Origin of the sequence: Streptomyces sp. GESEQ-4, assembly GCF_017948455.1 — a bacterium.
Classification (GTDB): Bacteria; Actinomycetota; Actinomycetes; order Streptomycetales; family Streptomycetaceae; genus Streptomyces.
On sequence record NZ_JAFFSU010000007.1, the window covers coordinates 50,747 to 72,850 of the forward strand.

Annotated in this window: 22 protein-coding genes; 16 read left to right on the plus strand and 6 right to left on the minus strand. The window is 70.1% G+C overall.

Annotation, left to right across the window (positions count from 1 at the left end; genetic code table 11):
- Positions 1–55: 55 nt before the first annotated feature.
- Positions 56–1,210 (minus strand): phosphatase PAP2 family protein, encoded by a 1,155-nt coding sequence (locus KCH48_RS15810; protein WP_210574656.1) that lies wholly within the window; start codon positions 1,208–1,210, stop codon positions 56–58.
- A gap of 274 nt (positions 1,211–1,484) precedes the next feature.
- On the minus strand, positions 1,485–2,696 hold the full coding sequence (locus KCH48_RS15815) for a mannosyltransferase family protein (RefSeq protein ID WP_307840892.1): 1,212 nt from the start codon (positions 2,694–2,696) through the stop codon (positions 1,485–1,487).
- Positions 2,697–2,956: 260 nt separating this feature from the next.
- Between KCH48_RS15815 and KCH48_RS15820 the strand changes: the two genes are divergently transcribed.
- Positions 2,957–4,555, plus strand: a complete 1,599-nt coding sequence (locus KCH48_RS15820; RefSeq protein WP_210574658.1) for an MFS transporter — start codon at positions 2,957–2,959, stop codon at positions 4,553–4,555.
- A 57-nt stretch (positions 4,556–4,612) separates the two neighbouring features.
- Positions 4,613–5,791, plus strand: coding sequence for an acyl-CoA dehydrogenase family protein (locus tag KCH48_RS15825; protein ID WP_210574659.1), 1,179 nt, complete (start codon positions 4,613–4,615; stop codon positions 5,789–5,791).
- A 40-nt stretch (positions 5,792–5,831) separates the two neighbouring features.
- Here the strand turns inward: KCH48_RS15825 and KCH48_RS15830 are convergent, their stop codons facing one another.
- A complete protein-coding gene (locus KCH48_RS15830) occupies positions 5,832–6,269 on the minus strand; it encodes a cell division protein SepF (RefSeq protein ID WP_210574660.1) in 438 nt (145 codons plus the stop codon).
- Positions 6,270–6,772: 503 nt separating this feature from the next.
- Here KCH48_RS15830 and KCH48_RS15835 point away from each other — a divergent pair.
- Complete coding sequence (locus KCH48_RS15835) at positions 6,773–7,675, plus strand: S1 family peptidase (RefSeq protein WP_210574662.1); 903 nt, start codon at positions 6,773–6,775, stop codon at positions 7,673–7,675.
- A gap of 168 nt (positions 7,676–7,843) precedes the next feature.
- Here KCH48_RS15835 and KCH48_RS15840 read toward each other — a convergent pair whose 3' ends face one another.
- A complete protein-coding gene (locus KCH48_RS15840; RefSeq protein ID WP_210574664.1) occupies positions 7,844–8,728 on the minus strand; it encodes an alpha/beta fold hydrolase in 885 nt (294 codons plus the stop codon).
- An 88-nt stretch (positions 8,729–8,816) separates the two neighbouring features.
- Between KCH48_RS15840 and KCH48_RS15845 the strand changes: the two genes are divergently transcribed.
- Both KCH48_RS15845 and KCH48_RS15850 read left to right on the plus strand, forming a co-directional pair.
- Positions 8,817–9,686: a slipin family protein gene (locus tag KCH48_RS15845; protein WP_210575042.1), complete on the plus strand. Its 870-nt coding sequence runs from the start codon at positions 8,817–8,819 to the stop codon at positions 9,684–9,686.
- Positions 9,687–9,964: 278 nt separating this feature from the next.
- Positions 9,965–11,047 (plus strand): S1 family peptidase, encoded by a 1,083-nt coding sequence (locus tag KCH48_RS15850; protein ID WP_210574666.1) that lies wholly within the window; start codon positions 9,965–9,967, stop codon positions 11,045–11,047.
- Positions 11,048–11,188: 141 nt separating this feature from the next.
- Here KCH48_RS15850 and KCH48_RS15855 read toward each other — a convergent pair whose 3' ends face one another.
- Both KCH48_RS15855 and KCH48_RS15860 read right to left on the minus strand, forming a co-directional pair.
- Complete coding sequence (locus tag KCH48_RS15855; protein ID WP_210574668.1) at positions 11,189–12,325, minus strand: AAA family ATPase; 1,137 nt, start codon at positions 12,323–12,325, stop codon at positions 11,189–11,191.
- Between the two features lie 40 nt (positions 12,326–12,365).
- The gene (locus KCH48_RS15860) at positions 12,366–13,379 is read right to left on the minus strand and encodes a DUF3533 domain-containing protein (RefSeq protein WP_210574669.1); all 1,014 of its coding nucleotides are present in this window, start codon (positions 13,377–13,379) and stop codon (positions 12,366–12,368) included.
- Positions 13,380–13,614: 235 nt separating this feature from the next.
- Between KCH48_RS15860 and KCH48_RS15865 the strand changes: the two genes are divergently transcribed.
- The 11 genes from KCH48_RS15865 (at position 13,615) to KCH48_RS15915 (ending at position 22,010) form a co-directional block, all read left to right on the plus strand.
- Entirely contained in the window at positions 13,615–13,797 is a 183-nt protein-coding gene (locus tag KCH48_RS15865) for a hypothetical protein (protein WP_210575061.1), read from the plus strand.
- Complete coding sequence (locus KCH48_RS15870) at positions 13,794–14,201, plus strand: hypothetical protein (protein ID WP_210574670.1); 408 nt, start codon at positions 13,794–13,796, stop codon at positions 14,199–14,201. Before KCH48_RS15865 ends, KCH48_RS15870 begins: the two co-directional genes overlap by 4 nt.
- A gap of 96 nt (positions 14,202–14,297) precedes the next feature.
- Positions 14,298–14,873 (plus strand): phage tail protein, encoded by a 576-nt coding sequence (locus tag KCH48_RS15875; RefSeq protein WP_210574671.1) that lies wholly within the window; start codon positions 14,298–14,300, stop codon positions 14,871–14,873.
- 48 nt (positions 14,874–14,921) lie between these two features.
- Positions 14,922–15,212: a hypothetical protein gene (locus KCH48_RS15880; RefSeq protein ID WP_210574672.1), complete on the plus strand. Its 291-nt coding sequence runs from the start codon at positions 14,922–14,924 to the stop codon at positions 15,210–15,212.
- Positions 15,213–15,638: 426 nt separating this feature from the next.
- Positions 15,639–16,502, plus strand: coding sequence for a hypothetical protein (locus KCH48_RS15885; protein WP_210574673.1), 864 nt, complete (start codon positions 15,639–15,641; stop codon positions 16,500–16,502).
- A complete protein-coding gene (locus tag KCH48_RS15890) occupies positions 16,499–17,698 on the plus strand; it encodes a hypothetical protein (RefSeq protein WP_210574674.1) in 1,200 nt (399 codons plus the stop codon). The genes KCH48_RS15885 and KCH48_RS15890 overlap by 4 nt, the downstream gene beginning before the upstream one ends.
- Positions 17,695–18,552: a phage tail domain-containing protein gene (locus KCH48_RS15895; RefSeq protein WP_210574675.1), complete on the plus strand. Its 858-nt coding sequence runs from the start codon at positions 17,695–17,697 to the stop codon at positions 18,550–18,552. The genes KCH48_RS15890 and KCH48_RS15895 overlap by 4 nt, the downstream gene beginning before the upstream one ends.
- A 39-nt stretch (positions 18,553–18,591) precedes the next feature.
- Positions 18,592–19,680 (plus strand): hypothetical protein, encoded by a 1,089-nt coding sequence (locus tag KCH48_RS15900; protein WP_210574677.1) that lies wholly within the window; start codon positions 18,592–18,594, stop codon positions 19,678–19,680.
- Between the two features lie 25 nt (positions 19,681–19,705).
- Complete coding sequence (locus KCH48_RS15905) at positions 19,706–20,710, plus strand: hypothetical protein (protein WP_210574679.1); 1,005 nt, start codon at positions 19,706–19,708, stop codon at positions 20,708–20,710.
- Entirely contained in the window at positions 20,707–21,846 is a 1,140-nt protein-coding gene (locus KCH48_RS15910) for a hypothetical protein (protein WP_210574681.1), read from the plus strand. The genes KCH48_RS15905 and KCH48_RS15910 overlap by 4 nt, the downstream gene beginning before the upstream one ends.
- The gene (locus KCH48_RS15915) at positions 21,843–22,010 is read left to right on the plus strand and encodes a hypothetical protein (protein WP_210574682.1); all 168 of its coding nucleotides are present in this window, start codon (positions 21,843–21,845) and stop codon (positions 22,008–22,010) included. The genes KCH48_RS15910 and KCH48_RS15915 overlap by 4 nt, the downstream gene beginning before the upstream one ends.
- The last annotated feature ends 94 nt before the right edge of the window (positions 22,011–22,104 follow it).

Sequence of the window (22,104 nt, forward strand, 5' to 3'; positions counted from 1 at the left end):
TTCCCGTATCCGACGCATCGGACGCGGGAAACCAGGGCCGTCGTGCTGTGTGCGCTCAGCCGCCCGCGATGGGGTGGGCCGAGGTGGTTGTGCCGCGGGTGACGCGGTCCGCCTGCGGCGGGCGGCGGCTGCCGACCGGAGTGACCGGTGTGCGGTCCGAGCGGGCCGTGTGCGGGCCCGGCGCCAGATGGAGCGCCTTGGGCGTGTGGGCCGTGGAGACGGGGTTGTCCTGCGCCGTGGAGACCGGCTCCTGCGCCGTGCAGACCGGCTCGGGCGCCATGGAGACAGTGGAGACCGGCTCGGGCGCCGTCGAGACAGCGGACACCGGCGACGGGGCCGTGGACACCGGCTCCGGCGCGGCGGGCTCGTCCTGGGCGGACGTACGCGGCTTGAGCGCCACCGGCACCTCGACCGGGGTCGCCGGGACCGTCGCCGGGGCGGCGCGGCGGGAGCGCCAGCGGTCGCGCAGATCGAAGATCTCGGCCTCGGCGCGGGCGACCAGCGGCTCGAACCACGGCAGCGCCAGCAGGATCAGCAGACCCGCGGCCCAGCCGAGCACCACATCGCTCAGCCAGTGCGTACCCAGGTACACCGTGGTCAGGCCGACGCTGAGCGACACCACGGCCGACAGGGCCGACAGCCAGCGCCGGGCCCGCGGCGTGGCGGCCAGATAGGAGAGGATTCCCCAGGTCACCACGGCGTTCGCGGTGTGTCCCGAAGGAAATATGTCGCTGCCGGCCTGGAACCAGTGCCACATCTCGTTCGAGCCGATGTCGGTCGCGTAGTGCGGACCGGAGCGGCCCAGGCCGTACTTCACCACGGCCACCGTGATGTTCAGCAGCAGTACGGCCGCGCCGAAGGCCAGCAGCGGGCGCAGCGTGTGCTGCCGCCAGGAGCGCCAGCCCAGCCAGGCCGTGACCATCACAGCCGTCGGACCGCGCTGGCCGAGGACCACCCAGTAGTCCAGGAAGGCGTGGATCTCCGGCCATTGCTGGTACGGCCGGAAGAGCATCGCCTGCCAGTCGAACCGGACCAGCCAAGAGGTCAGCGCGACCGCCAGAACGATCGTGAGGTAGAAGGCGAGCGTCGCGCCGAAAAGGACCACCCGGTGCCGCGTCATCCGGGGCACGTCTAGGACGGGCCGCTCCGGTTCACGGTCCAGCCGGGCGAAGATCCGGTCGAGCCGGCTCGGCTTTGGTTCGGTACGCACACGATCGACGTTACAGGGAGTGAGTGGAGTTACCCGCAGAAGCTAGCCCTTTGTAATGACGATGTGATGTGGGAAAGCTCTCAGGGCGGGGTTTATTTCCGAGGATTCGGCAATCCCCAGTGGCCCTTCCCTTCAATTCCTTTGATCACTTCAGGGGTCAGGTTTTGCTCTGCTTATAAAGCCGTTCACCGGGTGATGGCCGGGAATTCTCCGGAAGCTCACCCTCCGTCGGCGGCTCGGCGGCTCGGCGGCTCGGCGGCTCGGCGGCGACCTGTCAGGGCGGACCGGAGCCGTTCAGCCAGAACGCCCCGTACACCGCCGAGCCGACCGCGACAGCGCCCAGCACCAGCGCCGACCTGGTGGTTCGCAGCCGGGCCAGGGCCAGGGCGAGGGGCAGCAGCAGAGGGAAGGCGGGCATGAGCAGGCGCGGTTTCGAGCCGAAGTAGCTCGACGCGCACAGCGCCAGCGCGGTGACGACACCCGCGTAGACCAGCAGCGGCAGCGGCTGGCGCTGTCGCACACAGACGACGTACAGCCAGACGACCAGGCCCACGCCGGCGATCAGCCCCACCCCGGCCACGGCCGACGGAAACGACGTGAACTTTGCGGCGACGAATCGGGCGAAGGCCCAGCCGCCGTCGAAGCCGTTGCGCCAGCCCGCCTGGACGTCGAGATAGCCGAGCGGGCCCTTGCCGGTGCGGTGGCCCACCCACAGGACGTACCCGGCGGCGCCGAGGGGCGCGAGCAGCATGCCGAGGGCGCGTCGCCACGCGGACGCGCCGCTCTCCGGTGTACCGGGGGCAAGGGAGGGGGCGCGTTCCGGGCTGCGTGCGCCCTCGTCGGGCGCCACGCTTCGGTGTCGTACGAAAGAGGCGATCCCGACCGCCCATACCGCCGCCACGACCGCCAGGCCCACCGGGCGGGTCAGGCCCGCCAGCAGGGCCAGGGTGCCGGACGTGAGCCAGCGGCCGGTCAGGACGGCGTACAGCGACCAGGCGGCGAGCGCGGTGAACAGTGACTCGCTGTACGCCATCGACTGCACGATCCCGACGGGCAGCACGGCCCACAGGAGCACCGCGCAGAACCCCGCGCGCGGGCCGTACACATGGTCGGCGACCGCGTAGATCCCCCAGGCCGCGGCGAGCGAGGCCAGCACGGCGACGAGGAAGCCGGCGCCCGTGTACGACAGTGGGGTCGTCGCGTGCAGCAGCCGCTCCAGCCAGGGCAGCAGCGGGAAGAAGGCGAGGTTGGAGTGGATGTCGCCGTTCGGAAGGCGGACCTCGTAGCCGTACCCCAGCTCGGCGACCCTCGTGTACCAGAGGGAGTCCCAGCGGGCGGTCAGCAGGGTGTACGCGCTCTTGTCGCGCGCCGTGCTCCACAGGGCGAGGGCGAGCAGGCCCAGGGCGCGGACGGCCGCGTACCCGAGGAGGGCCCGGGCCGTCCCCGTGAGTCCGGCCGGTGCCACGCGCGTCGCAAGATCGGTCACGGGTCCGATTATCGACGGCCCCCGGAACCCGATCGGCCCGCGCTCCGTGGGGGAGGGCAGGTGGAGTGGCGTACGCCACACAGGTTCCATCAGACCCGTGAGAGGTCCGCCACGCAGGACCGGCGCGTTCTCGCGTACATTGACGTGTCACTCGCCATTCGTTGCGCGGGCCGGAGACCACCGCTCCTCTCCGGCCGAGTCACGGGGAGCCCCACCCCGTGTGCCCGCCGAACGCGAGGGAACATCTGGGAGGTACGTACATGTCCGGGACGACCACGGCCGCCTCGCTGCGCCGTCGGGCGGCCGGGGCCGGTGCAAACCGCTGGGTCGTCCTGGTCGTCCTCTGCGTGAGCCTGCTCCTGGTCGCCGTCGACGCCACCGTGCTGCACGTGGCGGTGCCCGCCGTCACCGAGGACCTCAAGCCCGGCGGAATAGAACTGCTCTGGATCGTCGACATCTATCCGCTGGTCTGCGCCTCGCTGCTGATCCTCTTCGGCACGCTCGGCGACCGGGTGGGCCGCAGACGGGTCCTGCTCCTCGGATACGGGCTTTTCGGCGTCGCCTCCGCCATGGCGGCCCTAGCCGACACCGCGCAGGTGCTGATCGCCGCGCGGGCGCTGCTCGGCGTCGGCGGCGCGATGATCATGCCCGCGACCCTGTCGATCCTCCGCCAGGTCTTCCCCGACCGGCGTGAGCGGGCCCTCGCCATCGGCATCTGGAGCGCGGTGGCCGCGGTGGGCGCGGCGGTCGGACCGCTGCTCGGCGGCTTCCTCCTCGAGCACTTCTGGTGGGGCTCGGTCTTCCTCGTCAACATCCCGCTGATGCTGGTCAGCCTCCCTGTGGGACGCCTGCTGCTGCCCGAGTCGAAGGGCGACGGCAGGGGGCCCTGGGATGTCGTCGGCGCACTGATGGCGGCGGCCGGTCTGTTCGGTGTCGTCCTGGGCGTCAAGCGGCTCGGGGGCGGCGAAGTGGACGGGGCCACCGCGCTGCCGCTGGTGGTGGGCGCCGTGCTGCTCGTCCTGTTCGTACGGCGGCAGCGGCGGCTCAAGCATCCGCTCGTCGATCTGCGGATGTTCTCCCGTCCCGCGTTCAGCACGTCCGTGGGCTGCATCGTGCTGGCGATGCTGGCGCTGGTCGGGCTCGAGCTGATCGCGGCGCAGTATCTGCAGCTGGTGCTGGAGCTCTCCCCGCTGGAGACCGGTCTACGGCTGCTGCCGCTGACGTTCGCCGCGATGGCGGCGGGGCTCGCCGGGGCGCGGATGCTGCGCCGGTTCGGGCCGCGGCGGGTGGTGTGCGCCGGGTTCGCGCTGACCGCGGTCGCGGTGCTGACGCTGATGGCGATGGGCGGCGAGGACAACCCCGGCCTGCTGCTGTTCGGGTTCGTGCTGCTGGGCTTCGGCCTGGAGACGACGCTGTTCGGGGCGTACGAGTCGATGCTGAGCGAGGCTCCGCAGGAACAGGCGGGCGGCGCCGCCGCGATCGGCGAGACGTCGTACCAGCTCGGTGCCGGGATCGGGATCGCGCTGCTCGGCAGCGTGATGAACGCGGCGTACGCGCCCGGACTGTCGTCCGTGCCGGGGGTTCCGGGGCGGGCGTCGGCCGCGGCGGAGCACTCGCTGGGCGAGGCCTACGAGGTCGCCGACCGTCTCGGCGGCCCAGCCGGAGTCGCCCTGCGCCGCGCCGCCCAGGACTCCTTCGTGCACGGGCTGCATGTGACGCTGCTGGTGAGCGCGGGGCTGCTGGTGCTGGGCGCGGTGATGGCGCTGCGGTTGCCGCGGGTCATGCAGTGCGAGCAGGCGGCGGCGACCGTGGAGCTTCCCGGTCCTCGGGAAGTCGCCGACTCCCGCGTCTCGGTGTGACGGCGAACCCCGGGTACCGTAACTACCGGTGCTAGTTAATTATCCGGAGGGTGTCCCATGCCGTTGCCCCCGTTCGATCCCGCCGACCCCCTGGGCATCGACGACCTGCTGGACCCGGAGGACCTCGCGATCCGCGACACCGTGCGCAGATGGGCCGCCGACCGGGTCCTGCCGTATGTCGCGGACTGGTACGAGAAGGGCGAGCTGCCTGACGTAAGGGAACTGGCCCGTGAACTCGGCGGGATCGGGGCCCTGGGCATGTCCCTCAGCGGGTACGGCTGCGCCGGTGCGAGTGCCGTGCAGTACGGGCTGGCCTGCCTGGAACTGGAGGCCGCCGACTCCGGCATCCGCTCCCTCGTGTCCGTGCAGGGCTCCCTGGCCATGTACGCGATCCACAAGTTCGGCTCTCAGGACCAGAAGCAGCAGTGGCTGCCCCGTATGGCATCCGGCGAGGTCATCGGCTGCTTCGGTCTCACCGAACCCGACCACGGCTCCGACCCCGCCTCCATGCGCACGCACGCCAAGCGCGATGGCGGCGACTGGGTCCTCAACGGGCGCAAGATGTGGATCACCAACGGGTCGGTGGCCGGTGTCGCCGTCGTCTGGGCGCAGACCGAGGAGGGGATCCGCGGGTTCGTCGTCCCCACCGGCACCGCCGGCTTCTCCGCTCCGGAGATCAAGCACAAGTGGTCGCTCCGCGCCTCCGTCACCAGCGAACTCGTCCTCGAAGACGTACGGCTGCCCGCCGACGCCGTACTGCCGGACGTCACCGGTCTGCGCGGCCCCCTCAGCTGTCTCTCCCACGCGCGCTACGGCATCGTGTGGGGGGCGATGGGGGCGGCGCGGTCGTGTTTCGAGACCGCTGTGGAGTACGCGAGGACGCGGGAGCAGTTCGGGCGGCCCATCGGGGGATTCCAGCTCACCCAGGCCAAACTCGCCGACATGGCGGTCGAACTGCACAAGGGGATTCTGCTCGCCCATCATCTGGGGCGGCGGATGGATGCCGGCCGCCTGCGTCCCGAGCAGGTCAGCTTCGGCAAACTCAACAACGTACGAGAGGCGATCGAGATCTGCCGTACGTCTCGGACGATCCTCGGGGCCAACGGGATCTCCCTGGAGTACCCCGTCATGCGGCATGCGACGAACCTCGAGTCGGTGCTCACCTACGAGGGCACCGTCGAGATGCACCAGCTCGTGCTGGGCAAGGCGCTCACCGGACTCGACGCGTTCCGGTAAGGGCCCGGCGGAGCGGGCAGGGCCGACGGGCGGCCCTGCCTCAGCTCTGGTTGAAGAAACCGTCGGCGCGGTGTGCCGCCGGCTCCCCGCTGACGATCTCCGTGTCGGCCGGGCTGAGCAGGAACACGCGGTTGGACACCCGGTCGATCGAACCCCGCAGACCGAAGATCAGGCCCGCCGCGAAGTCGACCACGCGCTTGGCGTCGCCCGGCTCCATGGCCGTGAGGTTCATGATGACCGGGACACCCTCGCGGAACAGTTCGCCGATGGCGCGCGCGTCCCGGAAGCTGTCCGGAGTGACGGTGCCGATCCGGCGGCCCTTCTCGACCGCCACGTCCGAGGCCACCTTGACCCGCGGGTCGGTGACCCAGGCCTCCCCGGGCTCGGTCCCTTCTGAGTAGTCGTCGTCGTAGTAACGCTCGTCATCGTTGTCGTCGACGAGGCCAAGCCAGGCACTCGCCTTGCGTACCGATCCCATGGACGCCTCCTCTCACAGCGGTCTGTTTTGCTTTCCGCATCCCTATCGTCATCCATGATGCGGACGTCGCGCCAAGTGGATAGACGCCGCGCGGGGGGTTTGTGACGGTACTGGTGCACAGCGAATTCGTCGAGAGCCCTGGTCCCCCAAGGGTCTTGCCGGACAGTGCTGCTGACTGTGAGTGAAATATGATTGTTCGCGTCGTATGGGTGAGCGGCGGGGCGTACGGGTGAACAGCGATGGTCCCATCGGCGCGTTACAACGGGCCGCTCGTCTCGGTTCTGACGGAGGCTCAGGCCGATCGGGGCGCACACCTTCACTGATCGTTCAATGGTTGACGGCCGAAAGGCACCCTTGCGTCAACCGGTCGTTCGGCCGAATACTCCCTCCAGCGCTTGTCAGGGGCACGGCATGTTCGGAATCCGGACATTCGGGCCACTGACTGCGCCTCACGGGCCCCGACCCCACGCGGGCCCCCAACTTCCCATGTGGAGGAACGAAAAGTGAGGATCAAGCGCACCACCCCCCGCAGCGGTATTCAGAGACGGACCCGGCTGATCGCCGTCAGTACCGGTCTCGTGGCCGCAGCCGCGATCGCGATCCCCAACGCGAACGCCGCAGACCCCACCACGTTCAGCGCCTCCCAGCTCAAGAGCGCCGGCTCCTCGGTGCTCAAGGCTGACATCCCCGGCACCGCCTGGGCCGTCGACGCGAAGACCAACCGGGTCGTCGTCACCGTCGACAGCACGGTCTCCAAGGCCGAGATAGCCAAGATCAAGGAGCAGGCGGGCGCCAACGCCTCCGCGCTCACCATCAAGCACGCCCCGGGCAAGTTCCAGAAGTTCATCCAAGGCGGCGACGCCATCTATGCGAGTAGCTGGCGCTGCTCGCTCGGCTTCAACGTCCAGAACAGCAGCGGCCAGCAGTTCTTCCTGACCGCCGGTCACTGCACCGACGGCGCGGGCACCTGGTACTCCAACTCCGGCCGCACCACGGTCATCGGCTCGACCGCCGGCTCCAGCTTCCCGGGCAACGACTACGGCATCGTGCGCTACTCCGGGTCCGTCAGCCGTCCCGGCACCGCGAACGGCGTGGACATCACCCGCGCGGCCACGCCCAGCGTGGGCACCACCGTCATCCGCGACGGCTCCACCACCGGTACGCACAGCGGCCGGGTCACCGCCCTCAATGTGAGCGTCAACTACGGCGGCGGCGACGTCGTCGGCGGCCTGATCCAGACCACCGTCTGCGCCGAACCCGGCGACTCCGGCGGTTCGCTCTACGGCAGCAACGGCACCGCGTACGGTCTGACCTCCGGCGGCAGCGGCAACTGCTCCTCCGGCGGCACGACCTTCTTCCAGCCGGTCACGGAGGCCCTGAGCGCCTACGGCGTCAGCGTCTACTAGACCGCCCGGCGGATACACCCAGCCGCCTCGCACCACCGCACTCCCATGGCACCACCTGCAGCCGGCAGCAGGCGAGCCCCCGCACGCACCCGCGTGCGGGGGCTCGCCGTCGTGCAGGGAACATGCGGGAGAGGAACGGCAGTTGGAGTGGAGCCCGGGCCCACAGGATCACGACGCCCTGGACTCCGGTGTGGCGCACAGCCAGTCCAGTACGGCGGGCAGGGCCTTCAGCGCTCCGAAGTGACCGGCGTCCGGGTCCAGGACGGGGCGGGCCCGGGGGATGCGGTCCGCGAGCCACTTGAAGTGGCCCACGGGGGAGAAGGTGTCGAGGGCGCCGTGCCAGAGCAGCACCGGGCGGGTGATGGCCGCCGGGTCGAAGCCCCAGCTGCTGAGCAGGGCGAGGTCGTCGTCGAGCCAGCCGTACGCCGAGGTGCGCAGCGACTCGCGGTAGTCCCGCAGCAGCATGTCGCCGATGGCCGGGTCCGAGATGATCCGCCGGTCGGAGTCGGTGAGCCCGTCGCGGATGGAGACCAGCAGCTGGGCCGGATCGCTGCGGATGGCGGCGGCGCGCGCGGCCAGCCGGTCGGCGTGGTCCAGCGGATCGGTGAGGGCTCGGGTGAAGTCCTCGACCTTCGAGAGGGCCATGCCCTCGAACCAGCTCAGTCCAGCGGTGTTCGGCGGTGCGGGGCACCCGAGCGCCGCCGTACGCCGCACCCGCGCCGGCAGCAGCGCGGCGCAGGCCAGCGCGTGCGGGGCGCCGCCCGAGTGGCCGAGGACGGCGAACCGGTCGAGCTTGAGAGCGTCCGCCAGCCTGGCCACGTCCCGGGCCGCGTCGGCCACCCGGCGTCCCGGCCGGCGGTCCGAATCGCCGTAGCCGGGACGGTCGTAGAAGATGAACCGCGTGCCGGGGCGCGCGGTGAGGACGTCCTCCGGCACCGTGCCCCGGCGGCTGCCCGGGGTGCCATGCAGCAGCACCACCGGCGTGCCGTCCGGATCTCCTCGCTCCGCCACCGTCAGCCATCGGCCGTCCCGCATCCGTACGCCGTCGACCACCTGCGTCCTCCGTCTCCCCAACGCGAACATCCCGGATTACCGTCGAAGTACACACCTTGTGCGCCCGATTCGGACCCTGGGGGCCGTGATGGTCGAGGAGCTGGTGGCGGCGGGCGTCTCGCTCGCGTCGGTCGGAGCGGTGTACGTGATGTCGGCGGCGCGGGTCGTCAAACAGTACGAACGCGGGGTGGTGTTCCGGCTCGGCAGGCTGAAATCCGATGTGCGCGGGCCCGGGTTCACGATGATCGTTCCGTTCGTGGACAAGCTCCGCAAGGTCAACCTGCAGATCGTGACGATGCCCGTGCCCGCGCAGGAGGGCATCACCCGGGACAACGTCACGGTGCGGGTGGACGCCGTCGTCTACTTCAAGGTCGTCGACGCGGCCGATGCCATCGTGCAGGTCGAGGACTACCGCTTCGCGGTCTCACAGATGGCGCAGACCTCGCTGCGCTCCATCATCGGCAAGAGCGACCTGGACGATCTGCTCTCCAACCGCGAAAAGCTCAACCAGGGCCTGGAGTTGATGATCGACAGCCCGGCGATCGGCTGGGGCGTGCAGATCGACCGCGTCGAGATCAAGGATGTGTCGCTGCCCGAGACCATGAAGCGCTCCATGGCCCGGCAGGCGGAGGCCGACCGGGAGCGGCGGGCCCGGGTCATCAACGCCGACGCCGAGCTCCAGGCGTCCAAGAAGCTCGCCGAGGCCGCCCAGCAGATGGAGGCCACGCCTTCCGCCCTGCAACTGCGGCTGCTCCAGACGGTGATGGCGGTCGCCGCCGAGAAGAACTCAACGCTCGTGCTGCCCATCCCGGTGGAACTGCTGCGCTTCCTGGAGAAGGCGCCGGGACAGGCGCCGTCGGCCCCCGCGATGGCCCCGCCGCCGGCGCAGGAACAACTGCCGCCCGCCGAAACGCGCTTGGATCCCGACCCTGGAGGGTCGATTTCAAGACAGGACTAGTCCTCACAGACAGCACATGAATTACCCGCTCGTAGTGTTTGCAGCGCGAACACACCAGGGGTGACTGTGCACGGTCAAGACGAAGGGGCGTGCAACCGCGTTCTACGCGCGTCCGGAAGTCGACCTTGTGTGCCCCCTGTAAGCCTCGGGATAGTGAACCTTGTTCAACCGGCACGGACGCGGCGCTTTTTGCTGTACGTCGTCCCCCGTGCCGTACGCCTTCCGGTTCGCCAGGCCCCCACAGCCTGTCGGACCGACCCCCCACAGGAGGACGTAAGTTGAAGCACCGACGCATACCCAAGCGGCGTGCCGCCGTGGCAGGTGCGGGCATCGCCGCACTCGTAGCCGCGGGTGTCACCTTGCAGACTGCGAACGCCAGCGAGAGCACGGAGAACTCCGCGCCCGAGACGCTCTCGGTCACCGCGGCCGGAAAGCTCGCCTCGACGCTGGGCAAGACGCTCGGCACCGACGCGGCCGGCACCTACTACGACGCGCAGGCGAAGAGCCTCGTCGTCAACGTGCTCGACGAGGCCGCCGCGCAGACCGTCGAGGAGGCCGGCGCCAAGGCCAGAGTCGTGGCGAACTCCCTCGCCGAGCTCAAGAGCGCCCGGACCACCCTGAAGCAGGACGCGACCATCCCGGGCACCTCCTGGATGACCGACCCGGCCACCAACAAGGTCGTCGTCACCGCCGACCGCACGGTCTCCAAGGCCGAGTGGGCCAAGCTGACCAAGGTCGTCGACGGGCTCGGCGCCAAGGCGGAACTCAAGCGCACCAAGGGTGAGTTCAAGCCCTTCATCGCGGGCGGTGACGCCATCACCGACGGCAGCGGGCGCTGCTCGCTCGGCTTCAACGTCGTCAAGGGCGGCGAGCCGTTCTTCCTGACCGCCGGTCACTGCACCGAGGGCATCACGAACTGGCAGGACTCGGACGGCAACGAGCTGGGCGCCAACGAGGTCTCCAGCTTCCCGGACAACGACTACGGCCTGGTCAAGTACTCGGCCGACGTCGAGCACCCGAGCGAGGTCAACCTCTACAACGGCTCCACGCAGGCCATCGCGGGCGCTTCCGAGGCCACCGTCGGCATGGAGGTCACCCGCAGCGGCTCGACCACGCAGGTGCACGACGGCACGGTCACCGGCCTGGACGCCACCGTGAACTACGGCAGCGGCGACATCGTCAACGGCCTGATCCAGACCGACGTCTGCGCCGAGCCCGGTGACAGCGGCGGCTCGCTGTTCTCCGGCGACCAGGCGATCGGCCTCACGTCCGGCGGCAGCGGTGACTGCACGTCCGGCGGGGAGACGTTCTTCCAGCCGGTGACCGAGGCGCTGTCTGCCACGGGCACGGAGATCGGCTGACGTTTTTTGTAGCGCCGTGAAGTCCCGCCCCTTGTTCGAGGGGCGGGACTTTCGCGCCCTAAGGGGCGCGGGGAACTGCGCGACCAGCCACGATGGTGCCGCAGACAACCGACGACAGATCGCGGCACATCCAGCGGAGCGTCACCGCTTGGGCCAGTACCACAGCGGTTCGTCCAGTGGGCCCTCTCGGCCCGCCACCTCCGTCTGTCCGAACTCCTTGATCAGCTCTATGGAGTTGACGTCCAGGCGATGGCGTATCGCGCCCTTGGTCAAGGCGTCGGCCAGTGGTCTTGCGTGGGTGACGACGATGATCTGGATGTCCTTCGTCGCGGTGAGGATCAGGTCGGCGAGTGGGGGGATCAGGTCGGGGTGGAGGCTGGTCTCGGGCTCGTTGAGGACCAGGAGGGACGGTGGCCGGGGGGTGAGCAGTGCGGCGGCCCAGAGGAGATAGCGCAGGGTGCCGTCGGACAGTTCGGCCGCGGTGAGCGGGCGCAGCAGTCCGTGTTGGCGCAGGGCGAGTTCGAAGCGGCCGCCGTGGTTCATGACCTCGACGCGGCTGCCGGGGAAGGCCGCGTCGACCGCCTCGTCCAGCGCCTCGTGGTGACCGACCTCGCGGATCGTCTGGAGAGCCGCCGCCAGGTCGGAGCCGTCGCCGCTGAGCACCGGCGTGCGGGTGCCGATCACGGCGGCGCGGGCCGGGGCGTGGGCGTCGGTGCGGACGTGGTCGTAGAACCGCCAGGATCTGATGAGTTCGCGTACCGCCAGTACGTCCGGCGCGTGCTGGGGGTCGGCCATTTCGCCGAGCATGCTGTCGTACGGCCGTAGCGTCCCGTGCACCCGGGACCAGCCGCCGCCCGCGCCGCGCACCTTGACGGCCGCCCCCGCGCGGTCCGAGAGGACGGCGGCGGGGCGCAGCACCGGCCCGCTCCAGATGCACTCGCGCTTGATCTCCGGGTCGACGTCGAACATGGACGGCGGGCCTGCCGGGACCGGATACCCGAAGTCCATCGCATATCCGAACTCGTCTCCCGAGAAGCCCAGTTGCAGGCTGACCGGGCTGGTCTTCTCGGGTCCCGCCCACAGCACCGACGGCAGCCCGCCCTCGCGCGCGAGAGCCGCGACCGCGCCGCCGCGCGCGGCCTCGGCCAGCAGCCGCAGGGCGCGGTACAGGCTGGACTTGCCCGTGCCGTTCGCTCCCGTGATCACGTTCAGTCTGTCCAGGGGCACGATCAGGCGACGCAGGGACCGGTAGTTCTCGACGGCGAGTGTGCGAAGCATGTGTCCAGGCTGGCAGACGGGACTGACAATGGCTTCTGCGTCAGCCTGCCGCCCGCCTCCGGCGGAACGTCGCCGCGGCCATCGTGATCGCGATGCCGGCCGCCGCCCACGCCGACAGCACCAGCAGCGATGCCGTCGTGTCGTTGCCCTTGAAGTAGGCGATGGAGCGCGCCGCCCACGTCCCCGCGCCCGGCGGCAGGGCAGGGCCGATCGCCTGCCAGAAGGGCGGCAGCATCGGCAGCGGGAAGGCGCCGCCCGCGCTCGGGTTGCCCGCGATCACCACGATGAGGATCGCGAGGCCGACGCCGACGATCCCGAAGACGCCCTGGAGCGCGAGCGTGGCGGCCCCCACGGCGAACGTGATCAGCGCGCCGAGCCCCCAGAGGGCGGCCACGCTCCCGGGCAGGGCGCCCAGGATCGGCCCGACGACGACCGCTCCGCCGAGCCCTCCGACGATCGACACCAGCGCCATGACGACCAGCCGGATCGCCGCGCGGCGCGGGTTGGCGGGCCGGGCGCCGGAGCTGATCGCCAGGATCGAGGCGCACAGATAGCCGCCGACGCACCAGCCGACGACGAGGTAGAAGGACGACAGCCCGTCGAAGTCCTGGGGCGAGGCGGGGGCCACGTCGACGACCCTGACCGTGCGCTGCTCGGCCTTCTCCAGGGTGGTGGTGATCGTCTCCAGGGCGGTGGCGAGGACAGTGCCGCCGCCGGTCGCGACCAGGAGCGTGTCCGTCGTCCCCGCCGGGTCGATGATCAGCGCCCCGTCGATGTCCCGGTTCAGGATCTGCTCGCGCGCCGTCGCCGCGTCGGCCACCGCGCGCGGGTCCAGGGGTGAGCCGGGCAGCCGCTCCAGCCGGGTCACCGCCTGCTCGGCCGCGACCTGGGGTGCGACCACCCCGAAGGGCACGTCCTTGGGCTTCGGGTCGTGCAGTGCGCCTACGTAGGAGGCGATGAACAGCAGTTGGAGGGCGATCACCCCGATGACCAGCAGGGTGGCTCTTGGGGTGACGGCGTCCTTCACCTCGGAGAGGAAGCTGTTCCGTGTCATGCCCCCACGGTCCGAGGGGGTGGGCGTTTCCGCAGGTGGGGTGCGGCCGAATGGGTGCCGTACACACGTTCTTCATCATCGTTATCTGTTCGAGATCTTCTGTGGCTCACGCTGTGCTTGGGGTGCCCGTTACATTTGGGGCTCCGGGGGACCTCAACGTTGTTGACCACAGCGGAAGTTGATCCTCCGTCAGTTCCTTCACAGCCGTACAGCCGAACGCTCGGGGGAAAGCGCTGTGCAGAAAATCCAGCTGACCTACTGGTGGAACGGGCATGAGCCGGGGGATGTCGTCGAGGTCGACGACCCGACCGCGCGCGGAGTGCTCGGTGTGATCGCGCGGCCCGTGCCGGAGGCTGAGGCGGAAGCCGAGGCCGAGTTCGAGGCTGAGCGGGACGGCGAGCCGGAGCTCCGGGGATGAGCGAGCCGTACGTCACCTTTCCGGACGTGGAGCAGCTGGTCGTCGATCTCCTGAAGGACCGTAGTGAGCTGGCCGGCGTCCTGGTGGACGTCCAGCCGCCCTCCGGGTTCGACGGCTCGCAGCGTGCCGTGCTGGTCTCCCGGGTCGGCGGGGCCTGGGCGGAGGATCCCCGGCTCGACAATCCACTGGTCGATCTCGAGGTGTACGGCCCTTCCAAGGCCGCGGCCCACACCGTCTCCCTCGTCGCCCGCGCTCTGATGCTCCAGCTCAGGGGAGCGGTGCACGGTGCGGCGACCGTCGTGGACGTCGTCGAGGAGGACGGGCCGCGCTGGCTGCCCGACTATCGGCACGCCACCGCCAACCGCTATGTCTCGACCACCCGGCTGGTGGTCCGCCCGGCCTGAGCCGGTTCCCTCGTACGTCCCCTCAGCGCCTGGTGCGCGCCTGGTGCGCACCGCAGGCCGCAGCACGTCATGTCCAACTCCCACCAAGGAGCAGTGATGGCCGGAACGAACGCCAAGGAGATCCGGGTCGCGGGCAGTGGCCGGGTCCTGATCGCCCCGCTCGCCACCGCACCGCCCGCCGACACCGGTGCGGCGTGGGGTGCCGGGTGGAAGGACCTCGGCTACACCACCACCGACGGGGTGAAGATCTCCAAGAAGGACAAGCTGGACCCCGTGGACACCTGGCAGAGCGTCAGCTCGGCGAGGTTCGTCTACTCCGACCGCGACCTCAGCTTCAAGTTCCAGCTGCTTCAGCTGAACGAGGACACCCTGCCCTTCTTCTTCGGCGGCGGGAAGGTGACGGAGACGGCGACCGGGTCCGGCCTCTACAAGTACGAGATGGCGGCCGAGCCGAAGTTCGACGAGCGGATGCTCGGGCTGGAGTTCACCGACGGGGACGAGGTGACGTATCGCATGATCGTCGCCCGTGGCCAGGTCACCGAGACGGAGGAGATCGCCCTCGTCCGCACGGCCCCCGTGAAGCTGGGCGTCACCTTCACGGCGCTGGCGACGGTGGACGACGCGCCGCTGGCGACGTTCCTGATGAAGGACCCGAGCTTCAGCGCGGCCTGACCGATTCCCCTTCCTTCCAGTTCTTTCCAGCTAGGAGCCCTACGCGCCATGGCCCGTTTCAATGTCAACGCCGCCCGTGCCCAGCGTCTCGAAACCCTCGGGAAGGACTGGGAGTTCGAGGTGGACAGCGATGTGTTCCACCTGCCGACCGAGTTCCCGCGCAGCATCGCCAAGCAGATCGCGGCGCTGGACGACAACGACATCGACGGCCTGCTGGCGCTGCTGCTCGGGCCCGAGCAGTTCGAGCGGCTGGGCAAGTACGACATCAGCGTCCAGGACGTCTCCGCGATCCTGGAGGCGTACGGCAGCGAGACGGGCATGACGCTGGGGGAAGGCTGAGCCTCGGCGCGCTGGTCGACGAGCACGCCGAGGCCCTGGAGGCGGACCTGCTCCGCCACTACGGTGTCGACCTCCTCGACTGGCACCGGGGCCGCCTCTCCTCCCGCCGCCTGCGCGTCCTGACGGAACACCTGCCCGCCGACTCGTCCTTCGCCCGCGCGGTCCATGGCGAACAGGCGGACTGGTCGGTCACGGACCATCTGCTGGCGGCTGTCGTCGACCAGCTCGCGGTCGCCAACTGGATGTTCGCGACAGCCAACCGGGACGAGGACACGGAGCCGGCGCCTTATCCGGAGCCGGTGCCGCGACCGGGGGACGGCAGTTCCGAGGACCCTGAGCAGGAACCTCGGCCGACTGCGGAGCAAGGGGCGTCGGCAGCGCAGATCGTGGCCTTCCTGAGTTCACCGAGTTGAGAGGAGCCAGTGCGTGGCTGAGGACATCAAGGTCCTGGTCGAGAGGCTGACCGCTCGGGTCTCGACCCTGGAGGGCACGGAGAATTTCGCCGCGCGCTTCAAGGCACAGTTCGCGGACGCCTCGCGTGTTCCGACGGAGTTCAAGGAGGCGGTTCAAGGCGAGATCGCCGCCTGGAAGGCGCAGCAGGACGCCGCGCAGAAACCCGTGGACGCCAAATGGGTCGCCGACACTGTGCCGGTCACGGGCGTGAAGCCGGAGCTCACCGGGCTGAACCTGGCAGGGAACCTCGTCAAGGTCGAAGGGAACTTCCTGGCCCTCCAGGCTGACGTGATCAAGGTCGACGCGATCTTGAAGGACTTTGCGCTCAACAGGATGGAGACCAAGCGCACGGTCGAGCAGTTGAAGGCGCTGAACCTGGCCGGCCAGACGGACACCAAAAAGGCCGTCATGGACATGGTCGACCCGGTGAACATGCTCAAGCGGATCAGGGACCTCGAAGAGGCGACGAAGAAGAGCGTCGGCGCCATGCAGCAGCAGGTGGACGGCGCCCACGCCAAAGCGAACAAGATCCGTGAACTGCTCAACCAGGAACCGGGTCTGCCCCGGATGCGAAGAGACCTCGTCAAACTTGAGAAGAGCGCGGCTTGGGCGAAGAACCGGATCGAGAAGCTGACAGGTTCGAAAGATGCGGCGACGGACCAGACCAAGAAGCGGCAGGGCGGTAAGGACATACCGAACGTCCAACAGTTGGAGCGCCAGGAGAAGCAACTCAGGGCGACCATCGTGAGGTTCGTCCGCCTGGTGGAGTTGGCCGCCCCCGAGATGAAGTCGTTTTCCAGTCAGATAAGCGGGATCGAGCGGGAGTTGCAGAGATGAGAACCGCACTGGTCCAGGCCACCGGCGCGCTCACTCGCTTCCGGACCGCCCTGACCCAGACGAGTACGGCCGGAAACCGGCTGCGGACCGCAGCGACCGGCACCACCGGTTCGGTGAACCGGCTCAGGAGTGCCGCGACACAAGCGAGTACCGCCACCGGCCGGCTGCGGACCGCTGCCACCCAGGCGAGCGGTGGCCTCAACCAGGTACGGACCGCCGCCACCCGGGCCTCCGCCGATGTCCAGCGGGCGGGGCGGAGTGCGGCGTCGGGGGGTGGGTTGTTCTCGCGGTTCAGTCAGGGGCTGCGAACCGCCACCACCGCCCAGCGCGGGCTCAACACCGCCATGAAAGCCAACATCCTCGGGGCGATTCTCGCTCTCGTCCTGCCGCTCATCACCAAGCTCGTCGAGATGGCGATGCAGTCGAAGACCGTGCAGGCCGTCGTTCAGGCGGCGTTCAAGATTATCGGGCAGGTGGTGGGGACGGTCATGAAAGGGGCGTCGGTCGCCATCAATTGGCTGATCGATGCCGGGAAGAGCGTGGTCAATTGGCTGAAGGCCAACTGGCCGTTGCTCGTGGCGATTCTCACCGGGCCGGTGGGGATCGCCGTGCTGGCGATCGTGAAGCACTGGGACCGGATCAAAGAGGCGGTCGGGTCGGTGCGGGACTGGATCGTCGACAAGTGGAACGCCGTAGTTGATTTTCTGCGGGGGGTACCCGGGAAGATCTGGGGCTTCTTCGCCGAACTGCCCGACCGGCTGATGGGTTTGGGCGGCGACCTCGTCATGGGGCTGATCAACGGCATCAAGAACTCGGCCTCGGCCCTTCTCAACACCGTGAAGAACTTCATCATCAACACCATTCCCGGGCCCATCCGCAGCATCCTCGGCATCTCGTCGCCGTCCAAGGTGATGATGGGCTTCGGCGGTGACGTCGGCGAAGGTCTCGCGCTGGGCATGGAAGGCGCCGGGAACCGAGTGGCGGGGGCCGCCGGGCGGCTCGCCACCGCCACCGCGCGCAGTGTCATCGGCCCCGGCTACGGTCTCACCGGCACTGCCGCCCGCTCGGGGTCCGGTGTCGGGGGCGCCTCCGCGGCCTCCGCGGTCACCGTCAACGTCCACCCCCGTCCCGGACAGTCCGAGTACGAGATCGGCCGTATCACCGCCCGTGAACTCGCCTGGGCGGCCAAGCGATGAGCGGGCGGCAGCTCCAGCAGCCGGTGTTCGAGGTGGACGGCTGGGCGGGGAACACCGTCGACGACTCCGGCGTCGAATGGTGGGTCACCAGCGAGCAGGGCTGGGCCGGCACCCCGCCCGTCCGGCTCACCCTGACCGACCGGCCCGAGCGGCACGGGGCGTTCGACGCCCCCTCCTACCGCGGACCCCGCGTGATCACCCTGGAGGGCACCGCCGTGGTCCCCGACCGGGCGGCCCGCGAAGCGGCCAAGGACCGGCTGGCGGCCGTACTCGCCGACGGCGGTACGCTCACGCCGCTCGTCGTCACCGAACCGCACCGCACCCGGCGGGCGTTGGTCAGGCTCACCGCCGAGACGAAGATCGTCGACCGCAAGTCCGGCTTCGAGTTCTCCCTGACCATGACCGCGCCGGATCCGCTGCGGTACTCGTACGGGCTCAACACCAGTACCTGCCCGCTGCCCTCCTCCAGCGGTGGCGTCGCCTTTCCGCTCACCTTCCCCCTGGACTTCGGATCGGGCTCCTCCGGCGGCCGGCTGCTGCTGGAGAACCAGGGCACCGTCCCCACCTCGCCCGTGTGGCGGATCGGCGGGCCCTGCGTCCAGCCGGTGATCACCAACACCTCGACCGGCGAGGAACTCGCCTTCGAACTCACCCTCCAGGAAGGCGAGTTCCTGGTCATCGACACCGACGCGCGCTCGGTCCTCCTCCAGGGCACCGCCTCCCGCCGCTCCGCGCTGCGGCCCGGCTCGGACTGGTTCCCGCTCCGGCCGGGCTCGACGCCCGTGCTCTTCCGCGCCCGCGACTACGCCCCGGCCGCCCGGCTGACCGCCGAATGGCGCGACGCCTGGCTCTGACCCCGCCCACCAGAAGAGCTACAGAAGGAACGCACCCGCATGGCTGAAGACGAATTCGAACGTCACTCCGGATGGCTCTCGGGCAGTGTCGTCGACGCCGAGGACGCCCGGCTCGCCACCGGTGTGCTCGCCGCCGCGTCCGCCGACCCCGGCAACCCGATCGCCGCCCGTACGGGAATCAAGCCGGGCCCCGGCAGCCCGGGCGCCGTCGAGGCGACCGCCACGCCGTCCCGCGAAGTGACCGTGCGCCCGTTCCAAGGCGTCGTGCAGGGCACCCGGAGCACCGCGGCGGGCGCGTATCTGATCACGCTCGCCAAGCAGAAGCACCTCGACGTGCTGACCGCGGCCCCGGCCCACTCGTCAAACCCCCGCATCGCCCTCGTCGTGGCCCAGCAGACCGACCGGCAGTACGGCGACGCGAGCGACGGCATGCTCGTCCATGTGGTGGCCGGGGCCCCCGCGGTGACGCCGGTCGCGCCCACGGTGCGCGACGACTGCATCCCGCTCGCCGCGATCACCGTCCGGGCGAACGCGGGGTCGATCGCCCGAGGTGACATCAAGGACCTGCGTGTGTTCACCGTCGCCGCCGGCGGAGTGCTGCCCCTCCAGGCCCACGAGTCGCTCCCGGCCGACGGCTACCCCGGGCAGCGGCTGCACGACCTGGAGACCAGGCTCGACCTCGTACGGACCGGCACCGAGTGGCGGCCCGCGGTCACCGGCGCGGTCCAGTTCTTCGGCCCGGCCGACAACGGCTGGCCGCTGACCAGCGGTTCGGCGGGGGCCACCGGCTACACCTTCAACCAGGTGACCGTGCCGGCCGCGCCCTATCCCCGACTGCTCCTGATCACGGGGCAGTTGACCGCGTCGACCTCGGGCGCCGACGAGCGATGGGACCACGTGGTGCGCGGGCAGGACGGGACGCCCTACTCCCTCGCCTGCTTCCACGGCGGCGCCACGCGGATCAGCACCAGCGTCGCGAGCGGCCACCGACTGCTGCCCGCGAACACGCCGCTGGTGCTGACGCAGTTCGTCGCCCGGGGCGGCGGCGTCACGACCGGCACCGCGTCCGTGTTCTCGCCCGACGCGCACTACACCGGTCTGCGCGTGATGGCGTTCCCCGTCCCCTGACTCCGCGAGCAGAAGAGGCACCCGCATGAGTACGCCCACTCCAGAACGCGACTCCGCCTGGGTAGCCGGCGGTGTCATCGACGCCGAGGACGCCCGGCTCGCGACCGGCGTGCTCGCCGCACCCGGGGCCGGACCGGTCCAGGCCCGCAGCGGCATCCGCGCGGCCACCGGCGACCCCGGCCGGGTCCAGGCCACCACCACGGTGTCCGGCAAGGTCACCGTGGCGCCCTTCCAGGGCGTGATCCAGGGGACGCGGGCCACCGCGGCCGGCGCCTACCTCGTCACGCTCGACCAGGAGAAGACCCTCGACGTGCTCGGCACGCACCCCGCCGACTCGGCCAACCCGCGCAACGACCTGGTCATCGCCCGGCAGCGGGACGAACAGTACGGCGACGCCACCACCGCCATGACCGTCGAACTCGTCAAAGGAACGGCCGCCGCCACCCCCACCGACCCCGCGGTGACCGGCGACCACATCCCGCTCGCCCGGATCAGGATCCCGAGGAACGCCACGTCCGTCGCCAACGCCAGCATCGAGGACCTGCGCCCCTGGACCACGGCCGCCGGCGGCATCCTGCGGGTCTGGGGCGCGGCCAACCGGCCCACATACCCCTACACCGGCATGTACATCCACCGCTGGGACACCAACCATCTGGAGTGGTACGACAGTTCGGCGGGCTGGCAGGCGGTCAACGACGACACCGGCTGGGTCACCCTCCCCCTGCTTCCCAACTGGAACGTGTACAACAACGAGACACCGGCCGTACGCCGGATCGGCGCCACCGTCCACATGCGCGGCGCCCTGCAGACCGCCGTCGCCCTCTCGACCAACGCCATCTCCATGACCGCCGTCCCGGCCGGTTTCCGCCCGGCGATGGGGCACCACTGGTACACCGCGCTGGGCGGTGTGACACGAGGGCTCGAACTCATGCTCCGCACCGACGGCACCGTGGTGCTGTTCGCTCAGGGCGTCCAGTTGCCGGCCACCCAGTTGATCTACCTCAACACCACCTGGCTGGTGGACCAGTGACCCGCACCCCGACCCGCTACACCTACTACACCGCCGACCTCACCACCGGCGCCGTCACCGACGAACTCCCGCTGTACGACGTCACGTTCAGCAGCGAACTCAACGAGGCGGGCGAGTTCCGCGCCCGGTTGCCCCTGGGCGACCCGCGCGTCACCGTGCACCGCCCCCGGGAACTCACCGAGCCCGGACGCACCGCCCTCTACGTCGAGCGGGACGGAGTGCTCGTATGGGGCGGGATGATCTGGACCGTCAAGTACACCTCCGCCGACCAGCACCTGGAGATCGGGGCGGCCGGTTTCCTCTCCTACTTCGACCACCGCCGGGTCCTGCCCGCCGACTTCGACCCGGACGCCACCGACCTGTCCGCGGCCGACGTACCCTTCATCGACCGCGACCAGTCCGACATCGCCCGCGCCCTCGTCGCCACCGCCCAGGCGCACCCCGGCGGCGACATCCGGGTGCGCCCCGAGTCCACGGCCGGCTCCGGCATCATCCGCACGCTCGTCTACCGCGGCAGCGACCTCAAGAGCACCGGCGAGGCCCTGCGCGAGCTGGCGAGCCTGGAGGACGGCCCCGACTTCGTCTTCGACATGGCGTACGGCACCGACGGCCGCCCCGTCCACCGGCTGCGCGTCGGCACCCCGCACCTCGGCCAGCAGGGCACCCCGCACGTGTGGGAGTACGGGGCCAACCTGACCGGCTACACCTGGCCGGTCGACGGCGCCTCCACCGCGAGCCGGGTCTTCGCCCTCGGCGAGCAGGGCGAGGGGGAGAACAGCCAGCTCGTCGCGGTCGCCGAGGACCGCGCCACCGGACGCCCGCTCACCGAGACCGAGGTCTCCTACGTCCATCTCACCGACCCGGCCCTCCTGGCCTCCCAGGCCCGCTCGGCCCTCGCCGCCGTCTCGGCCCCCGTGGTCCTGCCCGAGCTGACCGTGCGGGCCGACCTGGACCCGGTGCTCGGCTCCTACCAGGTGGGCGACGACGCCACCGTCGTCATCAAGGACGTCTTCTTCCCCGAGGGCACCCAGTTCGACGTACGGATCACCGGGATCGAGGTCACCCCGGGCAACGACGCGGGCGAGGAACAGGTCCAGCTGACCGTGACACCCACCACGAACAGGAGCATCCCGTGACCAGGATCAACCGCCCCGACACCCTCCTGACCGAGCTCCGCGACATCAAGCGCCGGCTGCACGCCCTGGAGACCGCGCAGCGCACGACGCCCGGCCCCACCGCCCAGGCGACCGCCGGGGACGCCGGGGAACCCGCCGAGACGGACGCTTCCGAGTCCGAGTAGCCGTTTCCGCAGGTGAGGGACGCTCCAAGGGTAATCGCACAGACGTTCGGGTTTTGGTCTATGGTGGGGGTGAGGCAGTCGGGAACTGATGTTC